At 54.1% G+C, this 25,374-nt stretch carries 21 protein-coding genes; 2 read left to right on the forward strand and 19 right to left on the reverse strand.

Annotated features, from left to right (window positions below):
* Positions 1-102: 102 nt before the first annotated feature.
* The gene (locus F0P93_RS23340) at positions 103-756 is read left to right on the forward strand and encodes a hypothetical protein (protein ID WP_150880143.1); all 654 of its coding nucleotides are present in this window, start codon (positions 103-105) and stop codon (positions 754-756) included.
* A gap of 8 nt (positions 757-764) precedes the next feature.
* Here the strand turns inward: F0P93_RS23340 and F0P93_RS23345 are convergent, their stop codons facing one another.
* The 19 genes from F0P93_RS23345 to F0P93_RS23435 all read right to left on the reverse strand — a co-directional run bounded on the left by F0P93_RS23345 (position 765) and on the right by F0P93_RS23435 (position 24,277).
* Entirely contained in the window at positions 765-1,556 is a 792-nt protein-coding gene (locus F0P93_RS23345) for an SDR family NAD(P)-dependent oxidoreductase (protein WP_150880144.1), read from the reverse strand.
* 159 nt (positions 1,557-1,715) lie between these two features.
* Complete coding sequence (locus F0P93_RS23350) at positions 1,716-2,654, reverse strand: aldo/keto reductase (RefSeq protein WP_150880145.1); 939 nt, start codon at positions 2,652-2,654, stop codon at positions 1,716-1,718.
* 29 nt (positions 2,655-2,683) lie between these two features.
* Complete coding sequence (locus F0P93_RS23355; RefSeq protein ID WP_150880146.1) at positions 2,684-3,712, reverse strand: hypothetical protein; 1,029 nt, start codon at positions 3,710-3,712, stop codon at positions 2,684-2,686.
* Positions 3,713-3,756: 44 nt separating this feature from the next.
* Positions 3,757-4,587, reverse strand: a complete 831-nt coding sequence (locus tag F0P93_RS23360; protein ID WP_150880147.1) for an SMP-30/gluconolactonase/LRE family protein — start codon at positions 4,585-4,587, stop codon at positions 3,757-3,759.
* Between the two features lie 151 nt (positions 4,588-4,738).
* Positions 4,739-6,226: a M81 family metallopeptidase gene (locus tag F0P93_RS23365; protein WP_150880148.1), complete on the reverse strand. Its 1,488-nt coding sequence runs from the start codon at positions 6,224-6,226 to the stop codon at positions 4,739-4,741.
* A gap of 10 nt (positions 6,227-6,236) precedes the next feature.
* The gene (locus tag F0P93_RS23370) at positions 6,237-6,620 is read right to left on the reverse strand and encodes a RidA family protein (RefSeq protein WP_150880149.1); all 384 of its coding nucleotides are present in this window, start codon (positions 6,618-6,620) and stop codon (positions 6,237-6,239) included.
* Positions 6,617-7,261, reverse strand: coding sequence for an RraA family protein (locus F0P93_RS23375; RefSeq protein ID WP_150880150.1), 645 nt, complete (start codon positions 7,259-7,261; stop codon positions 6,617-6,619). The genes F0P93_RS23370 and F0P93_RS23375 overlap by 4 nt, the downstream gene beginning before the upstream one ends.
* A 19-nt stretch (positions 7,262-7,280) precedes the next feature.
* Positions 7,281-8,594, reverse strand: coding sequence for an MFS transporter (locus F0P93_RS23380; protein WP_150880151.1), 1,314 nt, complete (start codon positions 8,592-8,594; stop codon positions 7,281-7,283).
* A 108-nt stretch (positions 8,595-8,702) separates the two neighbouring features.
* A complete protein-coding gene (locus tag F0P93_RS23385; RefSeq protein WP_225309610.1) occupies positions 8,703-9,791 on the reverse strand; it encodes a pyridoxal-phosphate dependent enzyme in 1,089 nt (362 codons plus the stop codon).
* Positions 9,788-10,603, reverse strand: coding sequence for an SDR family NAD(P)-dependent oxidoreductase (locus tag F0P93_RS23390; protein ID WP_150880153.1), 816 nt, complete (start codon positions 10,601-10,603; stop codon positions 9,788-9,790). The genes F0P93_RS23385 and F0P93_RS23390 overlap by 4 nt, the downstream gene beginning before the upstream one ends.
* On the reverse strand, positions 10,593-11,516 hold the full coding sequence (locus tag F0P93_RS23395) for a succinylglutamate desuccinylase/aspartoacylase family protein (protein WP_150880154.1): 924 nt from the start codon (positions 11,514-11,516) through the stop codon (positions 10,593-10,595). Before F0P93_RS23395 ends, F0P93_RS23390 begins: the two co-directional genes overlap by 11 nt.
* A 1-nt stretch (position 11,517) precedes the next feature.
* Entirely contained in the window at positions 11,518-12,315 is a 798-nt protein-coding gene (locus tag F0P93_RS23400) for an SGNH/GDSL hydrolase family protein (RefSeq protein ID WP_225309611.1), read from the reverse strand.
* 12 nt (positions 12,316-12,327) lie between these two features.
* Complete coding sequence (locus tag F0P93_RS23405) at positions 12,328-13,440, reverse strand: sialidase family protein (RefSeq protein WP_150880155.1); 1,113 nt, start codon at positions 13,438-13,440, stop codon at positions 12,328-12,330.
* A gap of 178 nt (positions 13,441-13,618) precedes the next feature.
* On the reverse strand, positions 13,619-15,451 hold the full coding sequence (locus F0P93_RS23410; RefSeq protein WP_191908898.1) for an exo-alpha-sialidase: 1,833 nt from the start codon (positions 15,449-15,451) through the stop codon (positions 13,619-13,621).
* A 118-nt stretch (positions 15,452-15,569) separates the two neighbouring features.
* Entirely contained in the window at positions 15,570-16,700 is a 1,131-nt protein-coding gene (locus F0P93_RS23415) for a sialidase family protein (RefSeq protein ID WP_150880157.1), read from the reverse strand.
* Between the two features lie 30 nt (positions 16,701-16,730).
* Entirely contained in the window at positions 16,731-18,326 is a 1,596-nt protein-coding gene (locus F0P93_RS23420) for a sialidase family protein (protein ID WP_191908899.1), read from the reverse strand.
* A 190-nt stretch (positions 18,327-18,516) separates the two neighbouring features.
* Positions 18,517-19,428 (reverse strand): dihydrodipicolinate synthase family protein, encoded by a 912-nt coding sequence (locus F0P93_RS23425; RefSeq protein WP_150880159.1) that lies wholly within the window; start codon positions 19,426-19,428, stop codon positions 18,517-18,519.
* Positions 19,429-19,602: 174 nt separating this feature from the next.
* Positions 19,603-21,075, reverse strand: coding sequence for a RagB/SusD family nutrient uptake outer membrane protein (locus F0P93_RS23430; protein WP_150880160.1), 1,473 nt, complete (start codon positions 21,073-21,075; stop codon positions 19,603-19,605).
* A 13-nt stretch (positions 21,076-21,088) separates the two neighbouring features.
* On the reverse strand, positions 21,089-24,277 hold the full coding sequence (locus tag F0P93_RS23435) for a SusC/RagA family TonB-linked outer membrane protein (protein WP_150880161.1): 3,189 nt from the start codon (positions 24,275-24,277) through the stop codon (positions 21,089-21,091).
* Positions 24,278-24,475: 198 nt separating this feature from the next.
* Between F0P93_RS23435 and F0P93_RS23440 the strand changes: the two genes are divergently transcribed.
* Positions 24,476-25,171, forward strand: coding sequence for a FadR/GntR family transcriptional regulator (locus F0P93_RS23440; RefSeq protein WP_150880162.1), 696 nt, complete (start codon positions 24,476-24,478; stop codon positions 25,169-25,171).
* The last annotated feature ends 203 nt before the right edge of the window (positions 25,172-25,374 follow it).

Here is a 25,374-nt window from a genome sequence, read left to right on the forward strand (position 1 = left end):
CAGTTACCAATTTGGCGTATTGGAAGTCCTTCAGCCTTGCGATCTTTGAATACCGATCCCAACGACCTGGTCAGCGGGAGCAAACGCTAACGAACACGACGCATGGCCCTTACACCCCCCTTTAACACGACTCCACAACCGTATTCTCAGGAATCCACCAACGTCATTTACGAACTGTTGTTCTGTGACTCCCTGACGTATTACAAAAACCGCATTCAGTCGCCGTACGAATATCCGTGGACGGTTTTGCTGGCCGATACCGCAGACGCTTCCGATTTGCAGAACGTAGCGGCTGATCCGGACGTCGAAACCCGGATCAAAGCCCTTGCCTGTCACCGGTTACGGGAAAATGGACTCCCCATCGAAAAGAGAAAATTGCTGGCAGTTGTCGTCGAAGTCGGTTTGGATAATGGACTCGATGTACTGGCGTCGTATCAGGACGGAACCGCCCGCTACATCAATCAGACCGAACGGATGGTGATTTGGGAAGCCCCCGATTCCCGATCCAACATCCTGACATCCAACCTGTTCAACGCCAGCATCAACATCGTCACCAAAATTGGTCCCTGGGACGGCCCCCGGCGACCCCATCCCGTCGAAGGAAATGTCCGGATTTCGTTTCTGGTGTCTGACGGACTTTACTTTGGCGAAGGTCCCATCAACGTTCTATTCAGTGACGCCCTGGCGAGTCCGGCCCTGACGGCCGCCACCGAACTCATGCAGTATGTAACGGAGAAAGACCTCACCAATCAATGACGTTCTTTTTACCAGCTTGTCCAACCACCATCGACCAGTAAATTCTGCCCCGTAACAAACGCTGACGCATCAGAGGCCATGAAAACCACCGGGCCTTTGATGTCGTCATCGTTGGCAAAACGGCCCAGGGGCGTCAGGCGTTTGTAGTTTTCGACAAATTCCTCTTTCCCGCTCATCTGCTCCACACCGGGGCCGTAGCCGCCGGGGCTGATGCAATTCGCCCGGATGTTGTCTTTCCCGTAGTAATTCGCCAGCCATTTGGTGAAGCCCACCATGCCCCATTTGTCGTACGTATAATTGACCGGGCTGGTCATGCCGGTCGTTCCATACACCGGAAAATGGGGACCGACCGCGCCTTGAATCGAGCTGATGTTGATGATGTTACCGGATTTTTGCGGAAGCATCACGAAAAGCACGGCCTGGGTGATCAGCACCAGCCCGGTCGAATTGATCCGCTGGGCTTTTTCCCAGCTTTCCCTGTCGATGTCGGCCAGATTTTGGAAGCCCTCGCGGGAAACCGCATTGTTGACCAGCACATCGATCCGGCCAAAGCGGTTTTTTACTTCATCCACAAACGCGCGAATCGAGTTTTCATCTTCCAGATCCAACGCCATGCCCTCGGCCCGCCAGCCTTTTTCCCGAATGGTCGCGGCAAATTTCCGGCATTTTTCACCATCCCGCGACGCAATGATGACCTCCGCACCGGCTTCGGCCAGAGCCCAGGAAATGGGTGTTCCGAAGAAGCCCGCGCCACCGGTTACGATGGCAATTTTGCCGTCAAGACTGAATCGATTTTTCATTTGTTTTTTCCTTCGATATTCGACATTCGTTTATAAATTTCTTTATTCGTTATTTGTTATTTTTTATTCGTTATTCGTTATTCAATATTTAATCTATAACTAATAGACAAACAACACTTTAATATCGAATAATGAATGACGAATATTGAATATCGAAGTTTAAAAACACCACACTGCGGGTGTCACGATCTCTTCCTCCACCGCCTGAAACAAGTCCTGGATTTCGGCCAGCAAATCAGGCGGAATCGCCGGGCCTGCCAGCAACGCAATATTCTGCTGGATTTGTGATTGATTGACCGCTCCGAAAACGATGCTATCAACCGCAGGCAAATCCCGGACAAACGAAAAAGCGAGTTGGGCCACAGTCATTTGCGCCCGCTGCGCCAGCTTTTGCAGTGCAACGAGGTGCTGTTCTGCTTTTGTCAGACTGCCTTTCAACTGCGCCGGATTCATAAAAAACAGCCCCTGCAAAAACACACTGCGCGCAAAAACCAGCTTTGACTGGCTCCGCAACTGATCCAGCAAGCCGGTTTTCAACAGCCGTTGATCGAACAGATTCACCGGAATCTGCGTCGCTTCCAGCGCGTCTTCGTCCAGAATATACGCCACATCCTCAGGCTCATACGCCGAGACGCCCCCGATGTCAATCATCCCTTCTTCTTTCAGCCGGTTGACCATCGTTGGCAGAATTTTGATCACTTCCGACATCGGTTCCGCGCCTTTGTGATGCAGGCAAACCGGCAGTCGATCGACGTTCAAAGCCGACAGCGACTCCTTTACGCTCCGATGCACCTCCTCCCACGCCCGCTCCGGATGACCGAGGTTGGCGGGGTTGATTTTGAACTTTGACACCAGATTCAGGTCATGCGCCTTACCGGTTACTTGCAGAAAATCACCGAGAACCTGCTCCGAATGACCGTACTGACGGGCGGTATCGAGCGTATTGATCCCGGCTTGTGCAGCAAGCTGAAGCATTTGAAAACTCTCCGCCCGATCCGGCATGCCTTCCGAATTCGAGATGCCGTAATTCAACCCCAACTGAACGGTTCCCAGCGTCAACTGCGAAAACCGGTAATTATGAAAAATGCGATACGTCATGAATGACTTATTTTTTATACACCAGGCAACTAGTTCACACTCACCACCGACGGCGTCCGAATACCCGGTTTTATTTCTCCGCTGACGTACACCCAACGGTTGTTCCAGAACACCACAGGCAAGGTTACCCGGGCTTCGAACCGGGTTTGCTGACCGATGTATTCCCAGCTATCGGTTTCGGGAAAATAAAAAAGCAAACTTTGAATAATTCCGGGATGGGTGGCCGGGGTTTTATAAGCCGCCGTTACAGCATCGACCCCGCCCCAGAACAAAAACCGGTCGTTGTTCAGAACGGGCAAAACCGTTCCGCCGGCCGACATGCCCCGGGGCATCGGCGCCAGCTTTTCCCAGGAACCAACCCATTTATTGTTCTTTTGCTCCAACCGTAATCGAAACGCATCCAACAGAATAGACCGGTATTTCTCACCTTTGGCATTAAGTCCGACGGTTTCCCCACCAAAGAGATAGAAGTGATTCTGATAAACCGTACAAACCGGAAACTGCCGTTCCGGGCCCGGCCACGCATCGATTTCGAACCAGCCCCGCAAGCGGTTTTTCAAGTCCAGCGCATAGCATTTTTTCAAGGGTGTTCCGGTTGGCGTGCTGATTCCTCCGGCAATCACCATGACATCACCCAGCAGCGTACCGGCCATGTTCGCCAGCAAAACCGGCAGTTCCGGGTAACTCGATTGAATCAGCTTCTTCCCATTCCATTCATACCCGATTACCCGGTTCAGATGACCGCTTTCCGTGCTTCCGCCAATCAGAATGAGGGTATTCTGGTACGAAACCGTTACGCCATAGCCCGACGGTTCGGGCAGTTTTTCATCCGCTTTCAGCCAATTTTTCCCATCGGCCAGAACGTAGATATCGTCGTACCATTTCTTTTTTCCGCCTTCCCAGGGGTATTTGTCGGGGAAATTGGCCCCGCCCAGACAAACCAGCGCACCGTGGCTGACACCGGCGTACATTCCTGCCCAGCCTTTTCCACCCGGTAACGGGGGCAATTCCGACCAGTCGACCGCAGGCTGCGCTACTGTTTTTAATGCAATTGTCATGAGTAAAACCAAGCGGTAAAAGGATAATTTCATCATCCGTAGAATTAAAAGTAAACCGTGATCAAAACCACTCCGCCCGGCCCCGGTTCGCCGAATCCGCCGGTTACGAGCAGCGTCTGACGTTCCGGCTGATCTTCCAGAAAACACAGGTTGCTGGTCAGTGGCAAGGTGGTATCCAGTGAAAAAAGCCACTCACCCCGGGACGACACCACCTGAATCGCCTGCATCCCGTAATGTGCCACCCAAACCCGACTCTGCTGATCAAGCGCCAGGCCATCGGGTAAATTGTCAATGGGATTCCCGGAGGGATGGGCCGGAAGATCCGCAAAAACCGTCGCCGGGCTTTTCGGAATCCCCGGTTCGGTCAGTTCGATCACCAACACCCGGTTTTGGTAACTTTCGGCCACGTATAACTTCGTTTCATCGGCCGACAAAACCAGCCCGTTGGCGTAGTCGATGCTGTCGGCAACCACGCGTTCGGTTCCGTCTGCTCCGACGAAAAACACCTTTCCATCGGTTCGGATCGAGTCAGTAAAGTAGAGATTCTGCCGGGAGTCGATCACCAGATCATTGGGCGATTGCACATCCACCCTGGCACAAACCTTCTGAATAACAGAACCTTTAAGCGCTCCATCCGAATCAAACTGGCTAATGTCAGCCTGCTTAGGATCACATACCCAATGGTCGCCAGTGGGCAAAACAACCTGCCCGTTGGGGCAAGCGGTTTTTCCCCAGACGGTGTAATCCCCCGCTTTATCCAGCCGAATGATTTCACCGCCGGTGAGCGTCGTAACATACCAGTTTCCATCCCGATCCACCGCCGGGCCTTCGGTGTAGAAAGGCAGATCAAGAAGCTTTTCGACGGTGTAGTTCATGTCTTTTTGTACTTCATTATTCGTTACCGCGCGGGCGGCCCCGTCATTATTTAATATTCGACATTTAACTACTTGATAAAAAACGACTTAAGAATAAATATCGAACACTGAATATTGACGGGGCCGCCCGCGCGGTAACGAATAATGAAGTTTAGTGGAGTTGATGGGTTTGTTCAAACGGGAACAATGGCCTTCTCCGGTTTTGATACGCAAATAGCGTCATATCGGCCTGGGTCACGCCCGGCGTGTCGACCTGCACAATGGCCGGGCAAACCGGGGCATAGGCGGCAATCGGGGCGTTCACGCCTTTGGCGATGATGATGGCAAACGCGTCCGGTTCCAGGCCGAAAGCCGTCATCTGACGCAGGCTGTAGGGCGGTGTTCGGCGGGTCGTCAGCATAACGGTATTGCCTTTTTGGGTTTCCACCAGCACGGTTTCACCCATGTCGTAATTCACAAAACCGCCGTGTTTGGGTGTCGATTCCGTGAATTTTCCGTCCGAAAACTGCCTGAGCCTTACCTCCGTTGTGTAGGATTTTTCGGCTTCTCCCATCGCCAGTGAAAACGATTCACCAACGGCGTGTTGGCTCGCTTCCTTCACCGCCGACGGATCGTACAGGCAGATAAAAACCGGTCCGATTTCCTTCATTTCCAGCGCTTCCAGCAAATGCGTGCTGTTGCCGGGCGCACCCCCACCGACGTTGTCGCCCATGTCCAGCATCAAAACCGGTTTGGGCAAGGTCGTTAGCGACGGCAGTACGGCCTGAATACCGGTTTTTAGTCCGTTAAATTCTTCTTTTCGGTCGAGGATATAGTCAGAAAGCTGCTGCCCGGTTTTCTGGATCAGCTTCTGCGCGTCGGCTTCCTGTTTTTGGTCGGCAATCAGAATAAAAGCCGAACCCATTTCGGCCACATCGGCATACGGGAAACCCAGCAGCAAACTCGCCGACAGCAGGCGGTTTTGCCTCCCCGTTTCCGTCAAATGCGCCAGCAAACTCCGGCAGGGGTCCTGCGAGGTGTATTGTTGCTCGATGCTGATCGCCATCGGCAATTGTACCAGGTGTTGCACCGGCTGAACCGTGCCCCGCAACGTTTCCACCAGAATCTGGGCGGCTTTCCGGCCCGTCGCCCGCTGGTCGATGTGCGGATTGGTGGCATACGCGACCAGCGCATCCGTGGCCGCCACCATCGCCGGGCTGACGTTGGCGTGTGGGTCCAGCGTGCCGGTTATCGGTATTTCAGGACCCAGTTTTTCCCGCAGCAAACCCAGCCAATGCCCATCCAGATCGGGATACGATTCCGCTACCCCGGCCCCATGCGGAACCACCACGCAACCATCGACCGGCAAAACGGCCTCGAGTGCGGACCACATTTCGGCCAGGATAGCCTCGTAAGCTTCTCGTTGGATCAAACCGCCCGGTGTGGCGGAGGCATACAAAACCGGAACGAGTTCCAGATCGGGAGAAGCATCGATCACATCGATGACGCCACTGATTTCGTGGTGCGCGCCCTCGTATTCGGTCCGAATGGCTTCACCCGCCAGCCAGTAACCGTTTTTGAAATCGTCCAGCGTGGTGGGGATTTCAATAAAGGTGTTGGTTTCGTGGTAAATGCCCAGCAGTGCAATTCGTTTCCGCATCGTTGTGGTTTTATTTTCCTACGTAAATCACGACATCGACTTCAAACTTCAGCAAATCGCCGAGGCAACCGATGAGCGTAGTCCGGGCCGGATACGGAGCGTTGAAATACTCCCGGTAAATAGCATTGAACTCGGCCAGGTATTCCTGTTTACCGACGTAGTTCCGAACCTGAACGGCATCGTCCAGACTCGCTCCGGCGGCTTCCACAATCCGTTTCAGGTTTTCGAACGACCGGCGGCATTCTCCTTCGAAGGTGTCATTGACAATGGCTCCGGTGTCGTCCACCGAGGCTTGTCCTGACACAAACAGGTAATCGCCCGAAACAATACCGGGTGAAAAAGGGAGGTGACTTTTCGGGATATTTTTCCCGCTTACAACGATTTTCTTGCTCATAATACACCAAATTTTTGATAGGCTTCCCAGGCTTTCATGCCGTTTTTAATGGCGTCGCGCGTGATATTTTCGGCATCCACTTTCTGAATGGCGGCCGCGATGACCTGTTCTTCCACTTCCTGCGGAACGACCACAATGCCGTCTTCGTCGGCCATTACCAGATCGCCGGACCGGAATTTTACGCCGTCGATTTCCACCGTGACATCCAGATCGACCACCCGCTGGCGGTTCTGGCTGTCGTACGGATTTTTGGAGGTCGCAAAAACCGGAAATTCCATCGCCCGCATTTTGTCGATATCCCGAACTCCGCCGTGAACGATGACGCCCAGACAACCGCTGTTGCGGGCCGCCGTCGACAACAACTCCCCCCAGATGCCGGAACGCGTGGAACCGCCTGCTGCACAGATCAGTACGTCGCCCGGCTGGCAGGAATCGACGGCCTGTAATTCCAGTTCGTAGGGATTCGGGTCGACGTCGTATAGGTCCGCCCACAAGCTGGTTTTGCAACGACCCAGCAACTTATTGATGCCGGTATAGGCGTGAAACGGAATGCGCGTGGCCTGGTGTGTATAGCCCAACTGGTCGAGTACATCCGACAGCACGGCCACGTATAGTTTGTCTTTTAATTCTTCCAGATTCATTTTAAAACAGGTTTATGTATTAGCCCCCTAAATCCCCTGAAGGGGACTTGGACGCGGAATCTTCCAGATGCATAAAGTCCCCTTCAGGGGATTTAGGGGTAATATCTTCCGGTTTTGGTTTGATGGTATATAGCAAGGCGGCAGAAATCAGCATGGTAAGGGCGGCAAACTGGAACATCCGGCTGAGATCCACGTCGGCATCCCGCAACATACCGCCGGCATACAGCCCCACGCCCCCGACAATACAGGCTACCAGATTCAGTACACCGTAACCCGTGGCGCGGTATCGCTGGTCGGCAATCAGGCACAAAATCGGCATCATGTTCGCATCCAAGAAGGTGCGCGTGAAGGCATAAATCATGAAACAGACAATGGCAATGGGAAGGACGCTGGTGCTGCTGGCGATAAAAATACCGGGGGCGGCAATCACTAGCCCGATAAAAGGCACCAGAATCCGACCGCGTGGGTTGGTCCGACTCCAGCGGTCGGCCAGAAAACCGCCCGTCAGAACGCCCACCAGCGAGGCCGTGTGAAAATAGCCCGTGGCATACAGACCGGCGACGGTTTGGGACAGGTTGAAATGCTCTTTGTAATACGTTGGTAACCAACCGACAACCAGCCAACTCACAATTCCGCCCAACCCCCAGAAGGTCAGGGCTACCACATAATTCCGTCGGCTGAACAGATCCCGAAGTGCCTCGGTGAAACGAATGGCCGGTTCCGGCTCGGTCGAAAGTGTATTTTTTTCGGGGACAACCGGATCGCGCAACACCAACGCCAGCAACACCGCATACCCGACGCCAATGAGTCCAAAAACGCCAAATGCGTAGCTCCAGGTCCTGCTTTCGGCCAGCCAGCCGCCCACAAAACCCAGGCTTTGCCCGATCATAATCCCGCCCATGTGAATGCCCGTCGCCAGCGAGCGCGTGGCACCCCGGTGGTAGTCGACAATCAGCGCCAGAGCCGCCGGAATGTAACAGGCTTCGCTGATGCCCATGAGCGCTCGGGTCAGCAAAAGTTCTTCAAAGGTGGTAGCGCGGGCAGTAAACCAGGTGACAATCGACCAGACAAACAGGCTCCCGATAATGACCCGGCTGCGGTTGAACCGGTCGGCCAGAAACCCGGCCAGCGGACTCAGCAAACCGTATACCCACAGGAAAACCGAGGTCAGCAAGCCGAATTGCGCGTCGGTCATCGGAATTTCGGCCAGAATGGAACTTCGCATGGTAGTGATCATCATCCGGTCGAGGTAGTTCAGACAGCCGACCACACAGAGTAAACCCACGATGAGCCACGGATAAAAAGACGGTCGCGATAGAGTCATTACTTTCATAGCTCGTAGATTGATGATTTAATTGCCCCTAAATCCCCTAAAGGGGACTTTGACACGGAACCCTCCGGATTTTAGAAGTCCCCTTTAGGGGATTTAGGGGCGAAAGGCCTACAAAAACGGCTGAATCAGCCCGATGGCCCGGCCAACGTCCACCGTTTCCACGGGCGGCAAGCCAAAGTTTCTTTCGACCGACGCCATGTCTTTAAAACCGCTGCCGGTGACCAGACAAACCACGGTTTCGTCGCGGCTCACTTCGTTTCGGGCCACGGCATTCTCCAGCCCGGCCAGCGCGACCGCTCCGGCGGGTTCGCTGAAAATCCCTTCTTTCTGGGCCAGTGCTTTCTGCCACGCAAACACCCGATCGTCCGTTACCACATAGCCCGTACCACCGGTTTTCCGACAGTTCGCGATCACCTCATCGCCATCCAGCACCCCCGGAACCTGCAAACCGCTGACCGACGTGGTGGATAACGCCACCGCGCTGGCCTTTCGATCCTGGTTCCGCAACGCACTTGCGATCGTATCGTTTCCTTCGGGTTGAACACAGTTAACTTTCGCAAAACCGGCATTCGGTTTTTCAGACAGAACGCCCCGGGTGATGGCCAGCGTTAGCCCTCCCCCACCGGCTGGCGAAAAAATGTGATCGACCCGACCTTCCAGCGTTTCCAGAATTTCGGAAGCCATCGTCTGCACGCCCTGCATGGCGGACGGGCAATACCGGTAGGCGCTGATTGGCAGCGGTATTTCGTGTGTTTGGCAGAGGGTTTCGAGTTCATCGAAAACCGCCGAGGTGATCGCCGGATCTTTGCCAAAACCGTGTACCATAAAAATGTGGGCTCCGTACAACTGCATCTGCCGGATTTTGGGCAAGGGGGCGCCGTCTACCACCACCAGAATGCATTGAATGCCCGCAGCCGCGCAGTACGCCGACAAAGCCGCGCCGGTGTTGCCGCTGGAGGTGGCAATGCAGACTTTCTGCCCTTTGGCATTCAGTTCACTGACCAAAACAGCCGCGAAACGGTCTTTGTAGGAACCGGTCGGATTCAGGTTTTCCAGTTTGAAATACAGGTTATTCAGCCCCAACGATGGCCCAATCGACCGGGAGCGGACGAGTGGCGTCTGCCCTTCGCCCAGCAGTACGCGGTGTTGGGGTGCCACGGTCGGCAATTGATTTTGGTATTTCCAGATCGTATTCAAAACTCGGTGGGGAATTGGGTTTTCTTGGCTGAATAGGTACTGAAATTCGGTTTAAAACCGCCGTCGATGGTCAGTGTGGTTCCGCTGATGTAGGACGCCTGCGGAGAACACAGCCAGAAAACCGCTTCGGCCACTTCGCGGGAATGACCACCCCGCGCGAGCGGAATGAAATCGGTGAGTTCGGCGGTCAAGCGGGCGCTGATGTTTTCTCCTTCCGGATCGACGTAGTCGTTGCTGAGTTCGGTGTCGATGTAACCCGGCGCAACGCCCACCACCCGAATACCGTTCCGACCGTAGGTAATGGCAAATTCCGCCGTCAGGCTTTCCAGTGCGGCTTTGGCTGCAATGTACGCCGGGCCGCAGCCCGCTGGCCGGGAGGCCATGACGCTGGAAACGTTGACGACGACACCGCCACCGGTCTGTTTTTCCATCTGTTGCGCAACCCCTTTCGTCAGAAAAACCGGGGCCGTCAGACAAACCCGCAGCGTTTTTTCCCAGGTTTCAAGTTCCATGCTCCGCAGCGTTTCCAGCGTTCGCCAGGCGGCATTGTTCACCAAGGCGTCGATCCGCCCACCCCATTCCACAGTCTGATTGACCAGCTCTTGCAGATAGGACGACTGTTCCAGATCGCCCGGAATCGCCAGACAATCAGCATCATATGTGGTTTCCAGCTCAACCACTAACGCATTCAGCGGTTCTTCGGCAAGGTCGGAAAGCACCAGACGAAACCCTTCTTCGGCGAATTTTGTGGCCGTTGCCCGACCGATTCCCCCGGCGGCTCCGGTGATGAGCACGACTTTTTTATTTCTCATGAATCATTATTTTACCGGGCTTTCCGATGGGCAGAACTCCGCCCAACGCATCGCCCTTTTTCACGTTTACCGTCGTTCGCAGGAGAAAAGCCAGCCCGGCGATCTCCGAGAGTACGTCCGTCGTGTCGCCCGAAACCGGGTCAACAATTTGGCCCCAACGCTGCCCGGCCCGGATGAAATCACCCGGTTTTACGGCAGTGATAAAAATACCGTCGGCGGGCGAAGGCATTTTGGCCTGAAGATAACCACTGTCAGGGCGATCATCTTCCACCCAATACCGTTCAGTGGCCGGGCTGGTTTGCGCGGGTTCATCGATCATTTTCAAGTGCCGAAGCAGATTGAGAAAACCGTCCTGATAGGCCGTCACGACCGGCTCCCGAAGTCCGGTTCCTCCGCCGTATTCCAGGTAAATGGCCGGAATGTTGGCATCACGCGCCACGGAAAGGGTGCGTCCATTCGGACGGTGATCGGTTCCCCACACGATGGGGAGGTTATACGCCAGCGCCATTTCCCGCTGTTTTTCCAGCACCTCTGGCGACGGATGAAGCATATAACCGGCCAATGGATAAATATCATAGGCCAATCCGCCGGTGTGCATGTCGACGTAATAATCCGCTTCCCGAATGAGCGCACTGATGCGGTCGGCGGTTTGTTCCGATACCGAACCTGCGGGATTTCCCGGACAAATCCGGGCCAGATCCAACCCGTCTTCCCCGCAGCGGCAGGCGAGTGCGTAGGCCGATGCGTTCACCACCGGCACAATCGTCACGCTGCCGGACACCACTTTTCCTTCCAGCACCCCAATCAGTTCACGAGCCGACAGCATTGGTTCGTATTCATCCCCGTGAACGCCCGCCGACAGCAGGACGTGGGGGCCGGGCAATGTTCCGATTATTCGCTTATACTCAATCATTTCAGTGTTCCCCTTCATAATACGGCCCTCCACAAGTCGGTTCTTTGGGGTCAAAAATGGCTACTGCTTTGAACAACTGACGGGCGATTTCCTGATGGCCCCGCGCGCCCGGATGCAGCGGATCGTTGAGCCATTCGCGGTTCACATCAACGCCGGTCGTGGTTTGCCAATGGTGGTAGTTATCGACCAGAATCACCTGTTTCGTTTCCGCTACGGTTCGAATAACCGGAATGTAATCCGGCAGCGTTTTACGTTCCGGGGCTTTTTGGATAATGATCGGATTCGGCGTATGCAGAATCGGAATGGCCCCCAACGCGCGGATTTTCTCAACGAGGCTGATCAGGTTTTGCTCAAAAACGGCGGTTGTGATTTCTTTTCGAGCACAGTCGTTCGTTCCGATCATCAGCGACACCACCGCCGGTTTGAACTGCGCGACCCGCCAGTCGAAATCGCTCAGGATGTTGCTGGTGGCATTGCCGCTGATGCCGGTATTGACCACCAGATCACGCACCTTTTTCAACTCCCAGCGAAGCCGTTCGGCGAAAATTTCGGGGTAGCTGCGAAAACCGTGCGTGTGCTTGGCGCCGTGCGTGATGCTGTCGCCGGTAAAAAGCCAGACACTGGGTTCTTTCTGAGCGAACAGCCCTTTGATCCGTTCCAGATCCGGAACCGTTGCCCGGTTTTTCGCATCCGATGACGCCATTCCGGGAAAAACCGGCATTGAAACCGTCGGCAGAACCACACCCAGTCCGGCCATTTTGATGAATTTCCGACGGGAAAAGTCCGACTCCTTTTGCATGCGAAAACCGGTTTATTGGTACAAGGCCGCCAGATTCAGCCGGTTGATCCGGGTGGTCGACAAATGGGTTTTGGCTTTCTGGCTACCCGCGCAATACCCCAGCAAAGCCTCTTTTTTGGTAAAATGAATGGCGATGTAGCAATACCAGCCGTCGGGATCGGTTTCGATGTTGCGGACGTGTTGCCAGGTTTTGCCGTCATCTTTCGAAATGGCCACTGACAGCGGGGTGCGCTTGTCTTTGATGGCCGGATTGCTGCCGTCGTTGTTGTTCCAGACCACCAGCAGATCGCCAGTCGAAGGAATGCGGGCGATGGACGCCGGTGACAGGGGCGATTTCAACGTGCTTGGCTCAATTGGACTCCAGGTTTGCCCTTTGTCTTTGGAATACGAAAACTGCTGAAAACCGCCACTGGCGCGGATAAACATCAGGATCGCCCCGTTTTTCAGCTCGATCAAACCGGGTTCCTGCGTAACCAGATCTGCCGGTTTCGGAACGGCTTCGCTGCTTTTCCAGGTGGCTCCGTTGTCGTCGGAATAATAGCTGTACAGCGTTCCGTTGCCCTGCCATTTGCCACCGGGGGATTTGTGCTGGGCCACCGCCATCAGCAAACGGCCATTTTTCAGTTGGATCACACGGCTGTTGTTGAGCACAAAATAGCCTTCCCGGTCGGTAATGCAGGGCGTGGGTTTGCTCCAGGTTTTGGCTTCGTCGGCCGAAATCCGCATCTGGGGAATGCAGTCCTGCTCGGAATTCTTTTTGAGGTAAAACAGCGCAATTTTGCCGTTTTTCAACCGCAGCAACGAAACCGACATCACATTCATGTCGCCTTCTTTTTCCACAATGAGCTGATCCTGTTGCGTCCAGGTTTTGCCGCCGTCTTTCGAAAACCGCCCCGCCAGATAGGCCGGGGCGTGGTCGCTCGTGCTGCCGCCGGTATAGTGGCTGTAGACAAACAGAATCCGGCCGTCTTTCAGCGTGACGAAATCGCCCTCGCTGTTGCGGGGGTTGTTGTCGCCGGGGTTCAGTTCCAGGGCAACCGTGCCAGCGGATTCGGTATCGGGCTGCGCGCGAACGGCTCCAAAAGCTAGTAATAAGAATGATAGAATGAACAGTGGTTTGGTCATGGGTTTAGCAATTAGTCGTCAATTGGTACTTAATCGTTGAGAACCGTTGGGTTGAAAATACGGAACCACGTTGTTTCGAATCTTGGAAAGCATGGAAAGTCGGATTACAAATCCTTGACAGAGTGGGTCAAGATTGCAAATCTCGACCAGCATCGTCTCTTGTCTCACTTCTCTTTTCTTACGTCTTCGTGTTATAAATCCATTCCAGGTTCAGGCGCGTAACGTTAGTGACCGAGAGCCCCGTGCCTTTGGGGCGGTTTCCGGCGCAGTAACTCAACAAAACCTCCTTTTTTCCCACGAAATGAATGGCCGTATAACAATACCAGCCATCGGGATCGGCTTCCAGCGTTTTGACGTGTGTCCAGGTTTTCCCCTCGTCTTTCGAAACGGCGATGTTCAGGGGCGTCCGACGGCCTTTGATCGGGTTGCCTTCCTGGTTGCCGTTGTTGTTCCAGACCATCAGCAGATCGCCGGTGGCCGGGATGCGGGCGATGGTGGCCGGCGAAACCGGCGACGCAATGGTGGTCGGCTGCGATGGACTCCAGGTCTGCCCCTGATCGGTCGAATAGGCCGCATACTGAACCCCGGCATCCGTCCGGATGATCATCATCAGCCGGTCTTTCAACGAAATGAGTCCCGGTTCCTGGAGGGTAATCGCATCCGGATTGGCCACCTCCTGACTCACCTTCCAGGTTTTGCCGGTATCGTCGGAATAATACGAAAATAAGCGGCCTTTTCCATTAAACCGGCCTCCCGGTGGCGTTTCGTGCAAGGCAACCGGCATCAGGAGCCGACCGGTTTGCAACTGAATCACGCGGTTGTTGTTCAACACAAAATAGCCTTTCCGGTCGGTGATGCAGGGAATGGCCTCGCTCCAGGTTTTGGCTTCGTCGGTCGAAATCCGCATCATCGGAATGCAGTCGTCCATGGCATTTTTCCGGGCGTAAAACAGCGCAATTCGGCCATCCTGCAACCGCAGCAGCGAAACCGACATCACATTCATGCCCCCTTCATTGCTGACGATAAGCTGGTCGTCCTTCGTCCAGGTTTTGCCCCCGTCGCCGGAATACCGCCCAACGAGCGTGGCCGCAGCAAAATCGCTGGAGGAGTTACCGGCAAAGCGGGAGTAAATGAACAGAATCCGGCCGTCTTTCAGCGTCACAAAATCGCCCTCGCTGTTGCGCGGGTTGTCGGCTCCCGGATTGAGTTGCAGCACGAGGCTTTTCTCACCGACCTTGTTCTTTCCGTTGAGTTTGGTCACCCGCAGGATTTCGTCCACCATGTTCCCGGCAATCAGTTCGTGGCCCTTGTCGTTGGGGTGAACGCCGTCGAGCATCAGCGAATCGAAGCTGACACCCGTCCGGTTTTGGTAATCCACAAACGCTTTGTAGTTGTCGACCAGACCCGTCCGGTATTTCCGGGAATAGTTCCGTATCACCTCGACGTACTGCAAAAGCCGCTCGTTCTGGTAGTCTGCGTATTTTTTACCCAGCAGATTCGGAACCGTCAGAATGACTAGACTCTCGTTTTTTTGCAGCGATTCGATCATGTAGGCCAGATTTTGCCGGTAGTTTTCCAGCGGAATCCGCGACGGCCCCGTGGCTCCTCCGCTGTCGATGTGGGCGTCGTTGATGCCAAACCCGATGATTACCAGATCGGGGTGAACCGCCATCACATCCGACTCAAACCGGTCGAGGGCGTGTCTGATTTTGAACAGGTTATGATCCGTCTGACGACCGGTATGGCTACCGGGAATCCCGGCATTGATGACCGTGGCACTCACGCCTTTCTGAGACAGCAGGTGGGGCAATCGCTGCGCAAAAACCTGATTGACGGTTTTGCGGATGGCCGTGATGGAGTTGCCGAAAGCGACAATGGTCAAATTGCCATCACCACCTCCCACCGGTTTTTCGGCAAAAACCGGAAAACCAAGGAAAAAGCAGAAAACCGTTATTAATAAAAATGCCCCCAACCGTGCGACGGTCCGACCCCTAAAGGGGGCTTTAGTCATCCAAGAAAAGTCCCCTTTAGGGGTCGGACCGTCGCACGGTTGGGGGCATTTTTCAAACCCGATCTGAATTACTCTTCGACTGTTTTGCATACCGATTGATCTGTTCATTCAGACGTGTTTACCGTAAAAAGTCTTTTTCGTTCAGCTTCACCCGCAATTCGCCCTGCATGACGGTGATCCAGAGCACACCCGGTTTTTCTTCGAAAACGTACGGATACGAAATCCGGGGCTGCTTTCCGCGTTCGGCAAAAACGACCGGTTTGCTCCAGCTTTTGCCCTCATCGTCCGAAAACGCAATCGACAGTTCATCGCGGTGGTTGCTGGCCGGAATTTCCGACCACTGGTTATCTCCCCCACTCAGCTTATACGACACCTGGCCGTCCGGAAAACGGCGGTTCCAGACCAGCACCAGCTTGCCATCCTGCAACCGTTTGAGCAGACCGGGCGCAGAACTCGCGCTGATGTTGGTGGGGTTGAAACTGTTCCAGGTCACGCCGTCGTCTTTGGAATAGGCTTCCCAGAACGTTCCCCAGTTGGTGCGCAGCAGCAGCCACAGGCGTCCGTCTTTCAACTGTTCCAGTGTGGCTTCCGTAACGCCCCCGTGGTGGCCGGTTCCGCCCAGGTCGATGATGGTGCTGCGGGTCCAGGTTTTGCCGTCGTTCTTCGACGAATAGGTCAACACCGAATGTCGTCCGGGGTTGTGCCTCATCATCATGGAGGTAAAAACGATGCTGCCGTCTTTGGTTTCGATCATGTCACGAATGGCACCGGTCCAGTCGTCGTGCAGTTTCTGGGCGTCCTGCCAGGTTTTGCCGCCGTCGAGGCTGCGGACGGCGTAGGTCGGCAGTTTGGCGTCGGGCGAGTCCGAGATTTCCTTCTGCCAGTTCCAGTTGGCCCGCTCTTTCAGGTTCATACAGGCCAGAATGATCACATTCCGTTTGGTACGGATCAACGCCCGTTCGTCGCTGATTTCAAATTTTGCCGGGTCTTTAAAGATCGTGTATTCCGTCCAGGTCTTGCCGTCGTCCTTGCTGATCAGGCTTTTGGTTTTGTCGACGGTTAGGATACTGCCGTCGGCCAGCCGCACAAACGGCCCCATTTTCAGGCCCGGAATTTCCTGAACATTCTCCGCAATCCAGGACCCCGACACGGTGGTTTTTCCGGCGTCTTTATTGATCTGAGCGAGCAGAGAACCGCTGGCCAGCAAAGCCAGAAGGCCAGTCACTTTTAATCCATGCGCTATTTTCATACAAAGGAGGTGGTTTAGGATTTAGGATAGTCAGTTTGTCTTTTTTGTGCGCGTCATCGCGACCGAGTGAAGCGACACTCCGACGGGTTTTCCCCGTTGGTCGCTCGTTCTGATCCGCAGGTAATTCATGCCAAAATCCGATTGGCGACAGAAATTCGTCCGGGCCACGATTCGGTTGTTGAGCAATAAAAGTGCTTCATCTTTCTGGCAATTCCACCGGATTTCCACCATCATCCGGGACGGTTTCGCTCCGATTTTGGCCAGTTCGGCGGATTTAATCTTGAATTCGGCTACGGCATGGTCAGCCGCCAGCGAGTCGTCCGGCACCGAGAAATGGTCGGTTAGTGCCAGTGAAACCGTCTGTGCATCGGGCGAAAATTTCAGATCGGCTTTCAGTGTCCCCTGCCGCGTCGCCGGAAAATTCCAGACCAGGGCCGGGCGTTCGGTTGTCGAAATCAGGGCGGTTTTCCCCTCCTCGCGGGCTTCGGTTTGCTCGAGCCAGTCGGGGTCAAACAGCACCACCGATTTGGCGTCACCCTGTCCGGCCACCAGCGCCACCTTGCCCTCCGCCGTTTCTGCTGCCGATGCGTAGGCGGTGCCCCGGTCGTTTTTTTCAACCCGACCCGGTTTGGCAGCAGGCATCGTCAGCACCTCCCGAAAGCCCTGCCAGGTTTTTCCCTCATCGTGGCTGATGGCGGCATGCAGCATTTCCCGGCCTCCGGCGGCATAACTCCGGGGATTGTCCCAACGCTGGTTACTGTTCAACAGCAGCACCAGACGGCGGTCTGACAGCCGGAGCAGTTCGGCCGGGGAGTCCGACGAAATAAACCGGGTTGGCCGGGCCGCCTGCCAGGTTTGGCCCTGATCACCGGAAAACGATTCATACAAATGCCCTTTGTTGGTCCGAATCAGCATCCACAACCGCCCGTCGGTTAATTCCACCACATCCGGCTCAATACCGCCGTAGCGAACCGGCATCGTGTTGTCAATTTCGACCCGGATCGGATTAGCCGACGGTTGCCAGGTTTGTCCGTTGTCGTCCGAATACAGCGAAATGATGTCGTTCCAGCCGTAATCAAGCTGCCCCGCCCCCGGTTTTTCCTGCCGCTCGGGAACCGCTTTGGCAAAAGACACCAACAGGCGTCCGGTGCTGAGCCGGATGAAACTCCGGATCGAACCCACATAGCCGTCGTAAATCTTTTGGGGCTGACTCCACGGTTTTCCAGTGCCGGTTGTCCGGCCATACCACACATCCAGATGTCGCCCCCGGTAGCCGTTGGTACCGGTACCCCACAGATGGAAAATGCCGTGCAGTTCGCCCTGCGGGTCTTCCAGCACCCGGTTGGCGTAATATGCCTGCCCCGGCAAATCGAACTCTTTCACCGGCGACTCCCACTGAATGCCATCCGGCGACGATATGGACCGGAGTTGATTGGCGTCGCCGGGGCGATTGATGTAAAAGATGGTCAGTCCGCCGTTTTTCCGCCTGATCAGGGTCGCTTCATTGCCCGGTGCCGGAGCCACCCAGACCGGTTCGTAGAGATCGGGTACCCGCTTTGGCACCGGACGCAGTCGCATCCCGGCAGAGGCTTCGGCAACTTGCGCATAGCTTTCCTGTAATGACATCCCAAAAGACACCGTGAGACCACACACCGCAATTTGGAGTGTTCGTTTCAGGGATCTATTTAAAAAGAAAGCGGTCATTTTTCTAATACTAAACCTGTGTATTAAACCTGTAAGGTCTTCAAGACCTTACAGGTTTTTGAGAGGTTTTTGAGAGATCTTCAAGACCTTGCAGGTTTAGCGGTTTTCTCAACTAGTTACTAACCAATCCAGTAACCGCCGAAATCCGGTCGCAGATTTCCAGCACGTCTTTTTCGTTCCATTCACCGTTGCCCATGCCCAAAGGCGGGTTGGGAAGTCCGATGTTGATGTCATGCTTGAGCAGCATGGCCTGGTGGAAGAACGACCAGATGTTGGGCAGCACGTCATGAATAATCTCCTGGAAGGTCAGCATGAAGCGGTTTCCGAGTTCAAAATTCCCCTTGATAAATTCCTCCCGCACAAATTTGCACTCTTCTCCCCAGAGGTTGAAAAAACTTCCGATGGCGCCCACGGTGCCGCACAGGGTGGCCTGACAGAACAGTTCGTCGGCCCCACTGAACAGCACCAGCTTGTCCTGCGACAGAATATGAATCAGGCTCACTTCGTACAGATTCTGGGTGGTGAGCTTCATACCGGCAATGTTGGGCAGGGTCAGAATCTGCTCGATGTAGTGCCGGGCATCGCCCCCAAACACGCTGTGGTTGCCGATGTGGTACGGAAAAAAAGGAATGTCGATGGACGAGCCAATGGCCTTGTAATGTTCCAGTGCATTGCGAACCCCGGATTGGTAGTAAATCGGGCCAACGGTCGAAATCCCGTATACACCCTGTTCCTGAGCCGCCTGCGCCAGCCTGATCGACTCCCGCGTGTTCAGGGCGCCCACCTGGGCAATCACCGGCATGGCTCCGTTGACGGTTTCCATGACGGTCTGGGTGATGTCCATCCGCTGTTTTTCCGAAAACAGAAACCCTTGTCCGGTGGAGCCCAGCACATACAGGCCGTCCAGTTTTTGTTTGATACAGAGTTCTACAATTTTTTCCAGTTGTTGAAAGTCAGGGTTGCCGTTCTGATCGACCGGTGTGAACAAGGCTGGCCAAAGGCCACCGATTGGTGAATGCGTCATGGTGTTTGTGTACTTGAAGGTAGTTTAATGTTTGTGATTTTGGGTGAATGGTTTACGGTAGTCGGTTTACGGTTTACGGTAGCTGACGCAATGCATACTTTCAGAAAGCGTACGTCAGCTAGAACGCATCAGTCCCGGCGAGGAGCCGCACCGTAAACCGAATACCGTAAACCGTTACTCATATCCCGGATTCTGGACGAGTTTGGCGTTCCGGCTCATCACGGTTTCGGAGAGCGGAAACAGCAGCAGGTTGGTTTGCCCTTTGCGGTCGGCGAGCGACGGAACGAGGTCGAACGCTTTGTTAAACCGAACCAGATCCCACCAGCGTTTGCCTTCAAAAGCCAGTTCGAACAGGCGTTCCTTGAGAATGGCGTCGTCGTTGGCGGCTTTGGTCGACGACACAAACCGGTGTTTCTCAAACTGATCGCCGTAGGCCCGCTGCCGAACCAGGTTGATTTCGGTGGCCGGGTCCTGCCCCAGCGCGTTTTTGGCTTCGGCAATCATCAGCAACACATCGGCGTAGCGGTAAATGATGACATCGTCCAAAAACCGTCGGCCGTTGGCATCCACAAAACCGTTGAATTTGGTCATGGCCGACGTATAATATACCGGGTTGCCCTGTGCGTTTTTCGAGTAAATTTCCACAAACGATTTGTCCTTGCGTTTGTCGTCCGTCGTAAACTGTTTGCGCATGGTTTCGGAGGGTGCCCACCAGTTCATGCCGCCACCCAGTCCAATTTTCTGGAGGGTTGCGGCATCCGTTCCCGGTGGCAGGTCGCTGTCGCGGATGTACATATCGCCACTGTAGTTGTTAATGGCTTCCAGATCCTGGTAGCGCACCGCAAACACGATTTCCTTGTTGCCTTTGTTGGTATAACTGAATACATCCGCAAAATTCGGCAACAGGGCGACGTCGCTTTTTTGAACTTCCTGCAAAGCCGCCAGAGCAGTATTGAGGGCTGCTTCTCCGCCGTTTCTGCGTTTGGCAATCCAGAGGTATACATCGCCTTTCAGGGCATTGGCCGCCGGTTTCGACCACGCTCCGCGCCGGGTTGGGTAGGTATTGGTGGGAAAAAGCTCCAGGGCTCTGGCCAGATCGTCGGTGATCAGTTTAAACATTTCCTCTTCCGAAGCCCGCGGTTTGTAAATCGTTTCCGGGTCCGACGATTCCGTCGGGTCCAGCAGCAGCGGTGTTCCGCCCCAGGTCCGCACCAGCACATAATACAGATACGCCCGCAGGGTATAGGCTTCCGCCAGAATGGTATTTTTGGTACTTTCCGACGTAAACGCGATGGCTGGTGCGTATTTCAGAATCAGGTTGATGTCGTGGATCACCGTGTAAATCGTCCCCCAGTCGGGACCGGGAGCCGTAATTTTGTGCAGGCGGTTTTGAAAATAGGGAATCCGGAAATCGGCATTCAGGATGCCGGTTCCCATGATTTCGCTGCGGGACTCGCCGAGGTAATAAAGGTTAAAATTGGTGAAGGCCCGAAACCGGGCGTACATCCCACTTTTGGCACCCACCACGTCTTCCGGTGTTTTCCAGTACGAAGCCGCCGTAATCTGGCTTTGGGGTTGAACATCCAGTTCTTTGTCACAGGAACTCAACAAAGAAATGAACAACAGGGCGATGAGGTTGTTTTTCATGATCGTTTCTTGATTAGAATGACACGTTCAGACCTACGATGAAATTTCTCGGAACCGGATACCGTCCGTTGTCCTGCCCGCCTTCTTCGGGGTTGAGTCCGGAATACTTCGTGAAATACTTCAAATTGTTCGCCGTTACGTTCAGCCGCAGGTTGCTCAGGCCGAGTTTCGACGTCAGACCGGAAGGCAGGCTGTAGCCCAGCGAAATTTCCCGGATGGCCAGAAAATTACCTTTCTCGAAGTAGTAGGAATTCTGCCGGAAGAGGTTGCTCTGCACCTGCTGATCGGCGTAGTAATAGCGCGCAATGTCGGTCTGATCCCCCGGTTTTTGCCACGAGCGCAGGATGTCGGTGGAGGCATTGTTTTCGCCCACAAACTGGCCGTTGTACAACGCCCGGGTGTAGTTGTAGATGGTGTGTCCCAGCGTGAAATCAGCGCGGCCCGTCAGGCTGAAATTCCGGTACGCCAGCGAGGTGGTAAAACCGCCCGTCACCGTCGGATAAATATTGCCGAGGTAGACTCGGTCGAACGAGTTGATTTCACCGTTGCCGTCCACATCGAGCCAGTTGACATCGCCCCCGAACTTCGTTTTGCTGGCCAGTGGCACAATAATGTCGCGCGGAGCTGCGGCCGCTTCTTCGTCGGTGGCAAAAATTCCGAGCTGTTTGTAGGCGTAGTAATCACCGATCCGCCCCCCTTCCTGAAGCCCTCCGCGCCATTCATTTTTGCCCGTTTCGGGGTCATAGACCAGTACCCCGCCCACCCGGTTCCGCTCATTCCCGTTGGCCGGTAACTTCAGAATTTTCTGCTGGTTGGTGGCAATGTTGAAGCTGGCGTTCCAGTTGAAACCCGATTCGGTTCGGAGAATACTGCCCGAAACTTCCACTTCAACACCCTGGTTCTGGAGACTGCCGTAATTGGTCAGAATGGACTGAAAACCGGTTTCCAGCGGCAATTCCAGGTTGGTGAGCAGGTTGTCGGTTCGTTTCCGGAAGTAGTCCACCAACAGATTCACCCGCCCGTTGAACAAGCCAATGTCCATCCCGACATCGTACGTCTGGGTCTGTTCCCATTTGAGGTTCGAGTTGGGAATGACGGTATTCTGAATGGCCGCCGTGCCGTCATACCGTGACCCCACGCTGTAGGTCCCCTGCGCCTGGAAATCACCCAGTTGCCCCAGGTTCCCGTTCACCCCATAGCTGGAACGCAGTTTCAGGGTGTTCACCACCCGGTCCAGCCCGGCTTCTTTCCAGAACGATTCGTTGTGAATATTCCAGCCCACCGAAGCCCCCGGAAACAACCCCCATTTGTTGTTCTGCCCCAAATTAGAAGCCCCGTCGTAGCGGGCGTTCAGCGAGAGTAAATACTTCTGGGCGAAATTGTAGTTGGCCCGTCCGAAAAAGCTCAGAATCCGTTGCTGCGTGATCGAACTGCTGACAGCGGTTGGGGTGGCCGAAGCGTTCAGGGTCGGAATAATATCCGTGGAAGCGCCCTGACCCGTTGCCGATAATGCCGATAGTTTCCGGTCGAAATAGGAACTACCGAGCATAAAATCCAGTCCGTGCTGGTTGAAGCTTTTGGTATAATTCAGAATGGCATCGACCTGCTGCTGCCAGTGCGTCGTGCGGGCTCCGGTGGCCACGCGCGAATCGATGAAGGCCAACGGACCGTTCAGATAGGATTTTTGAAAGGAGTTTTCCTTGGTTTCGATCACATAGAGCGACGTAGAGGGTTCAAACGTCAGCCCCGGCAGGATGTTCCAGGTCAAACCACCCCCGAGGGTCAGCCGGTAGAGGTGATTGTCAGTCGTATACCGGTTTAGCTGATACAACGGATTGCCGATCGACCGGGCATAACCGGGAGCCATGGTGCCGTCTTCAAAATACAGTTTGGCGGTCGGTGGCAGGGCCAGCGCGCGCTGAAAAATCTGATTATCGCTGAAAACCTGGTTGTTGCCGGAATTGGTAAAGTTGGTAAACGCGTTGACTTTCAGCTTTTCCCGAAGCTTCAGATCACCGCTGAAATCAAAGGTAAACCGCCGGAAGTCCGTATTGATGGCAATACCCTGCGATTTGAGGTAGCCGACGCCCAGGTTGTAGCTCCCTTTATCGGTGCCGCCCATCGCTCCCAGATAATAATTCTGGGAAATACCGGTTTGGAACAACAAATCCTGCCAGTCGGTATTCTTGAAAATCAGCGTTTTAGTCGGATCGGCGGGGTCGGCAATGCTTTCCCAGCCTTCACCCAGTTTATACTGATTCTGGGGGGTGAGGTACTGAACCGTCGAATAGGTCCGGTTCGTCAGGTCGTTTCCGGTTCCGAAACTGTTGGCAAGGGTCAGCACGTTCATGCGCTCGGGAATCTTCTTGGCCGAATTCAGCGCCCCTAACCGACCGTAGTATACGTAGTCGCGGGCCGACATCATTTTGTAGCGTTTGGCCAGTTGAGAAAATGTGGTGTTCTGCCGGAAGGTGATCAGCATTTTGCCGGATTTGCCTTTTTTGGTCGTGATAATCACCACTCCGTTGGCTCCTCTAGCCCCGTAAATGGAGGTGGATGAGGCATCTTTCAGGACTTGCAGGGTTTCGATGTCGTCGGCATTGATGTCGTTCATATCGGACCGGATGACGCCGTCGATGATGTAGAGTGGCGAAGAACCGTCGGGATTGTTGATTGATGTGCCGCCCCGGATGATGACCCGCGGAGCCGCTCCGGGCTGGCCCGTCGTCGTTTGTACCCGCACACCCGGTAAGGTTCCCTGCAAAGCCGAAGCGGCATTGGCATACGGAATGTTTTCCAACACCTTGTTATCCAGCTTGGAAATCGAGGTCGTTACGGTTTCGCGGGACTGCGAACCGTAGCCGACCACCACCACTTCATTCAGCGTTTTCAGATCGGGTTCCAGCACCACACTCACGTCTGTCTGGTTGCCGACAACGACCTCTTTGGTCTGGTAGCCGATGTAGCTAAAGACCAGCGTTTTGTCGCCGGATGCATTGATCGTGAATTTCCCGTTCCCATCCGTCGTAACCCCGATCTGGGTGCCTTTCACCACCACGGTAACAAAAGGAAGCGGGGCCTGGTCGGCACCCGATGTAACGGTTCCTCTGACCGATTGGACCTGGGCTTTCGCACCGTATCCCATTACCAGCCAACAACAGAGAACGAGGACTCTACAATAGATTTGGGGCAGTGTCTTCATGGAAGTAGATGATTAAAATCATAGAAGAAAGGAATGGAATCAGGGTCTTTGAGCGAATTATATTCTATCTTTACATTTGTCCTACAAATATAATAGTCGTATTTTAATTACAATGGAATTGTATCAAAAAAGATATAGTACTTCAAAAAGTGCCAAAATACCGGGGCATTGCATTACATTTGCACCAAAAAATGAAACATGAATAGTAAATTAGGGTTGCTGGAACCGTTGGAGAGTCTGTCGATGACCGATCGTGTTGAAAATATCCTGCGTGAATACTTTACGGAGAACGCTTTTAAACCCGGCGATGCGCTTCCGAACGAACTGGAAATTGCTCAGAAACTGAACGTCAGCCGGAATGTGGTTCGGGAAGCCCTGAGTCGACTTCGGATGCTGGGGATGATTGAAGCCCGGCCCCGGCGCGGTATGATTATGTCGCAGCCCGATTTGCTGGCCGGGATCGAAAAAGTGCTGAATCCGTTTATTCTGAGCCAGAGCAATCAGAAAGATATTTTTGAATTGCGGCTGATTCTGGAAATGGGAATCGCCGAGTTTTTATTTGCCCGCAAAACGCAGAAGGATCTGGACGAACTGGAGTTGATTGTCGAAAAGCAGAAGACGCTGCCGGTTCTTTCGAAAGAAGACGAGATTGAATTTCACGGCAAGTTGTACGATATGACGGGCAATGAGACGTTCCAGCGGTTTCAAAGCCTGCTGTTCCCGGTTTTTGAACACGTCTTTGCTTCCATGACCAACCAGAAAGACAACTACGTGCTCGTCGACCCGGTTTCCCACGCCGACCTGTTCAGGATTCTCAGGGACGGAACCCCCGAAGCGTTCCGGAAAGCGATGCACAAACACCTGGAGGTGTATTATAATACGATTAAGAAGTGAAGGAGGATAAGAATGATAAATGATGAATGGTAAATGGTCAAAGAGCGCCTACCACTTTTACATTAAACATTCATCATTTTTCATTGAGACTTCCGTTTTCTGCCCCTAAATCCCCTAAAGGGGACTTTAGCATCCGGAGAATTCCGAGTCCAAGTCCCCTTTAGTGGATTTAGGGGCAGAAAACGGAAGTCCTACATTCATAA

Origin of the sequence: Larkinella humicola (assembly GCF_008727875.1) — a bacterium.
In the GTDB taxonomy this organism is placed as follows: Bacteria; Bacteroidota; Bacteroidia; order Cytophagales; family Spirosomataceae; genus Larkinella; species Larkinella humicola.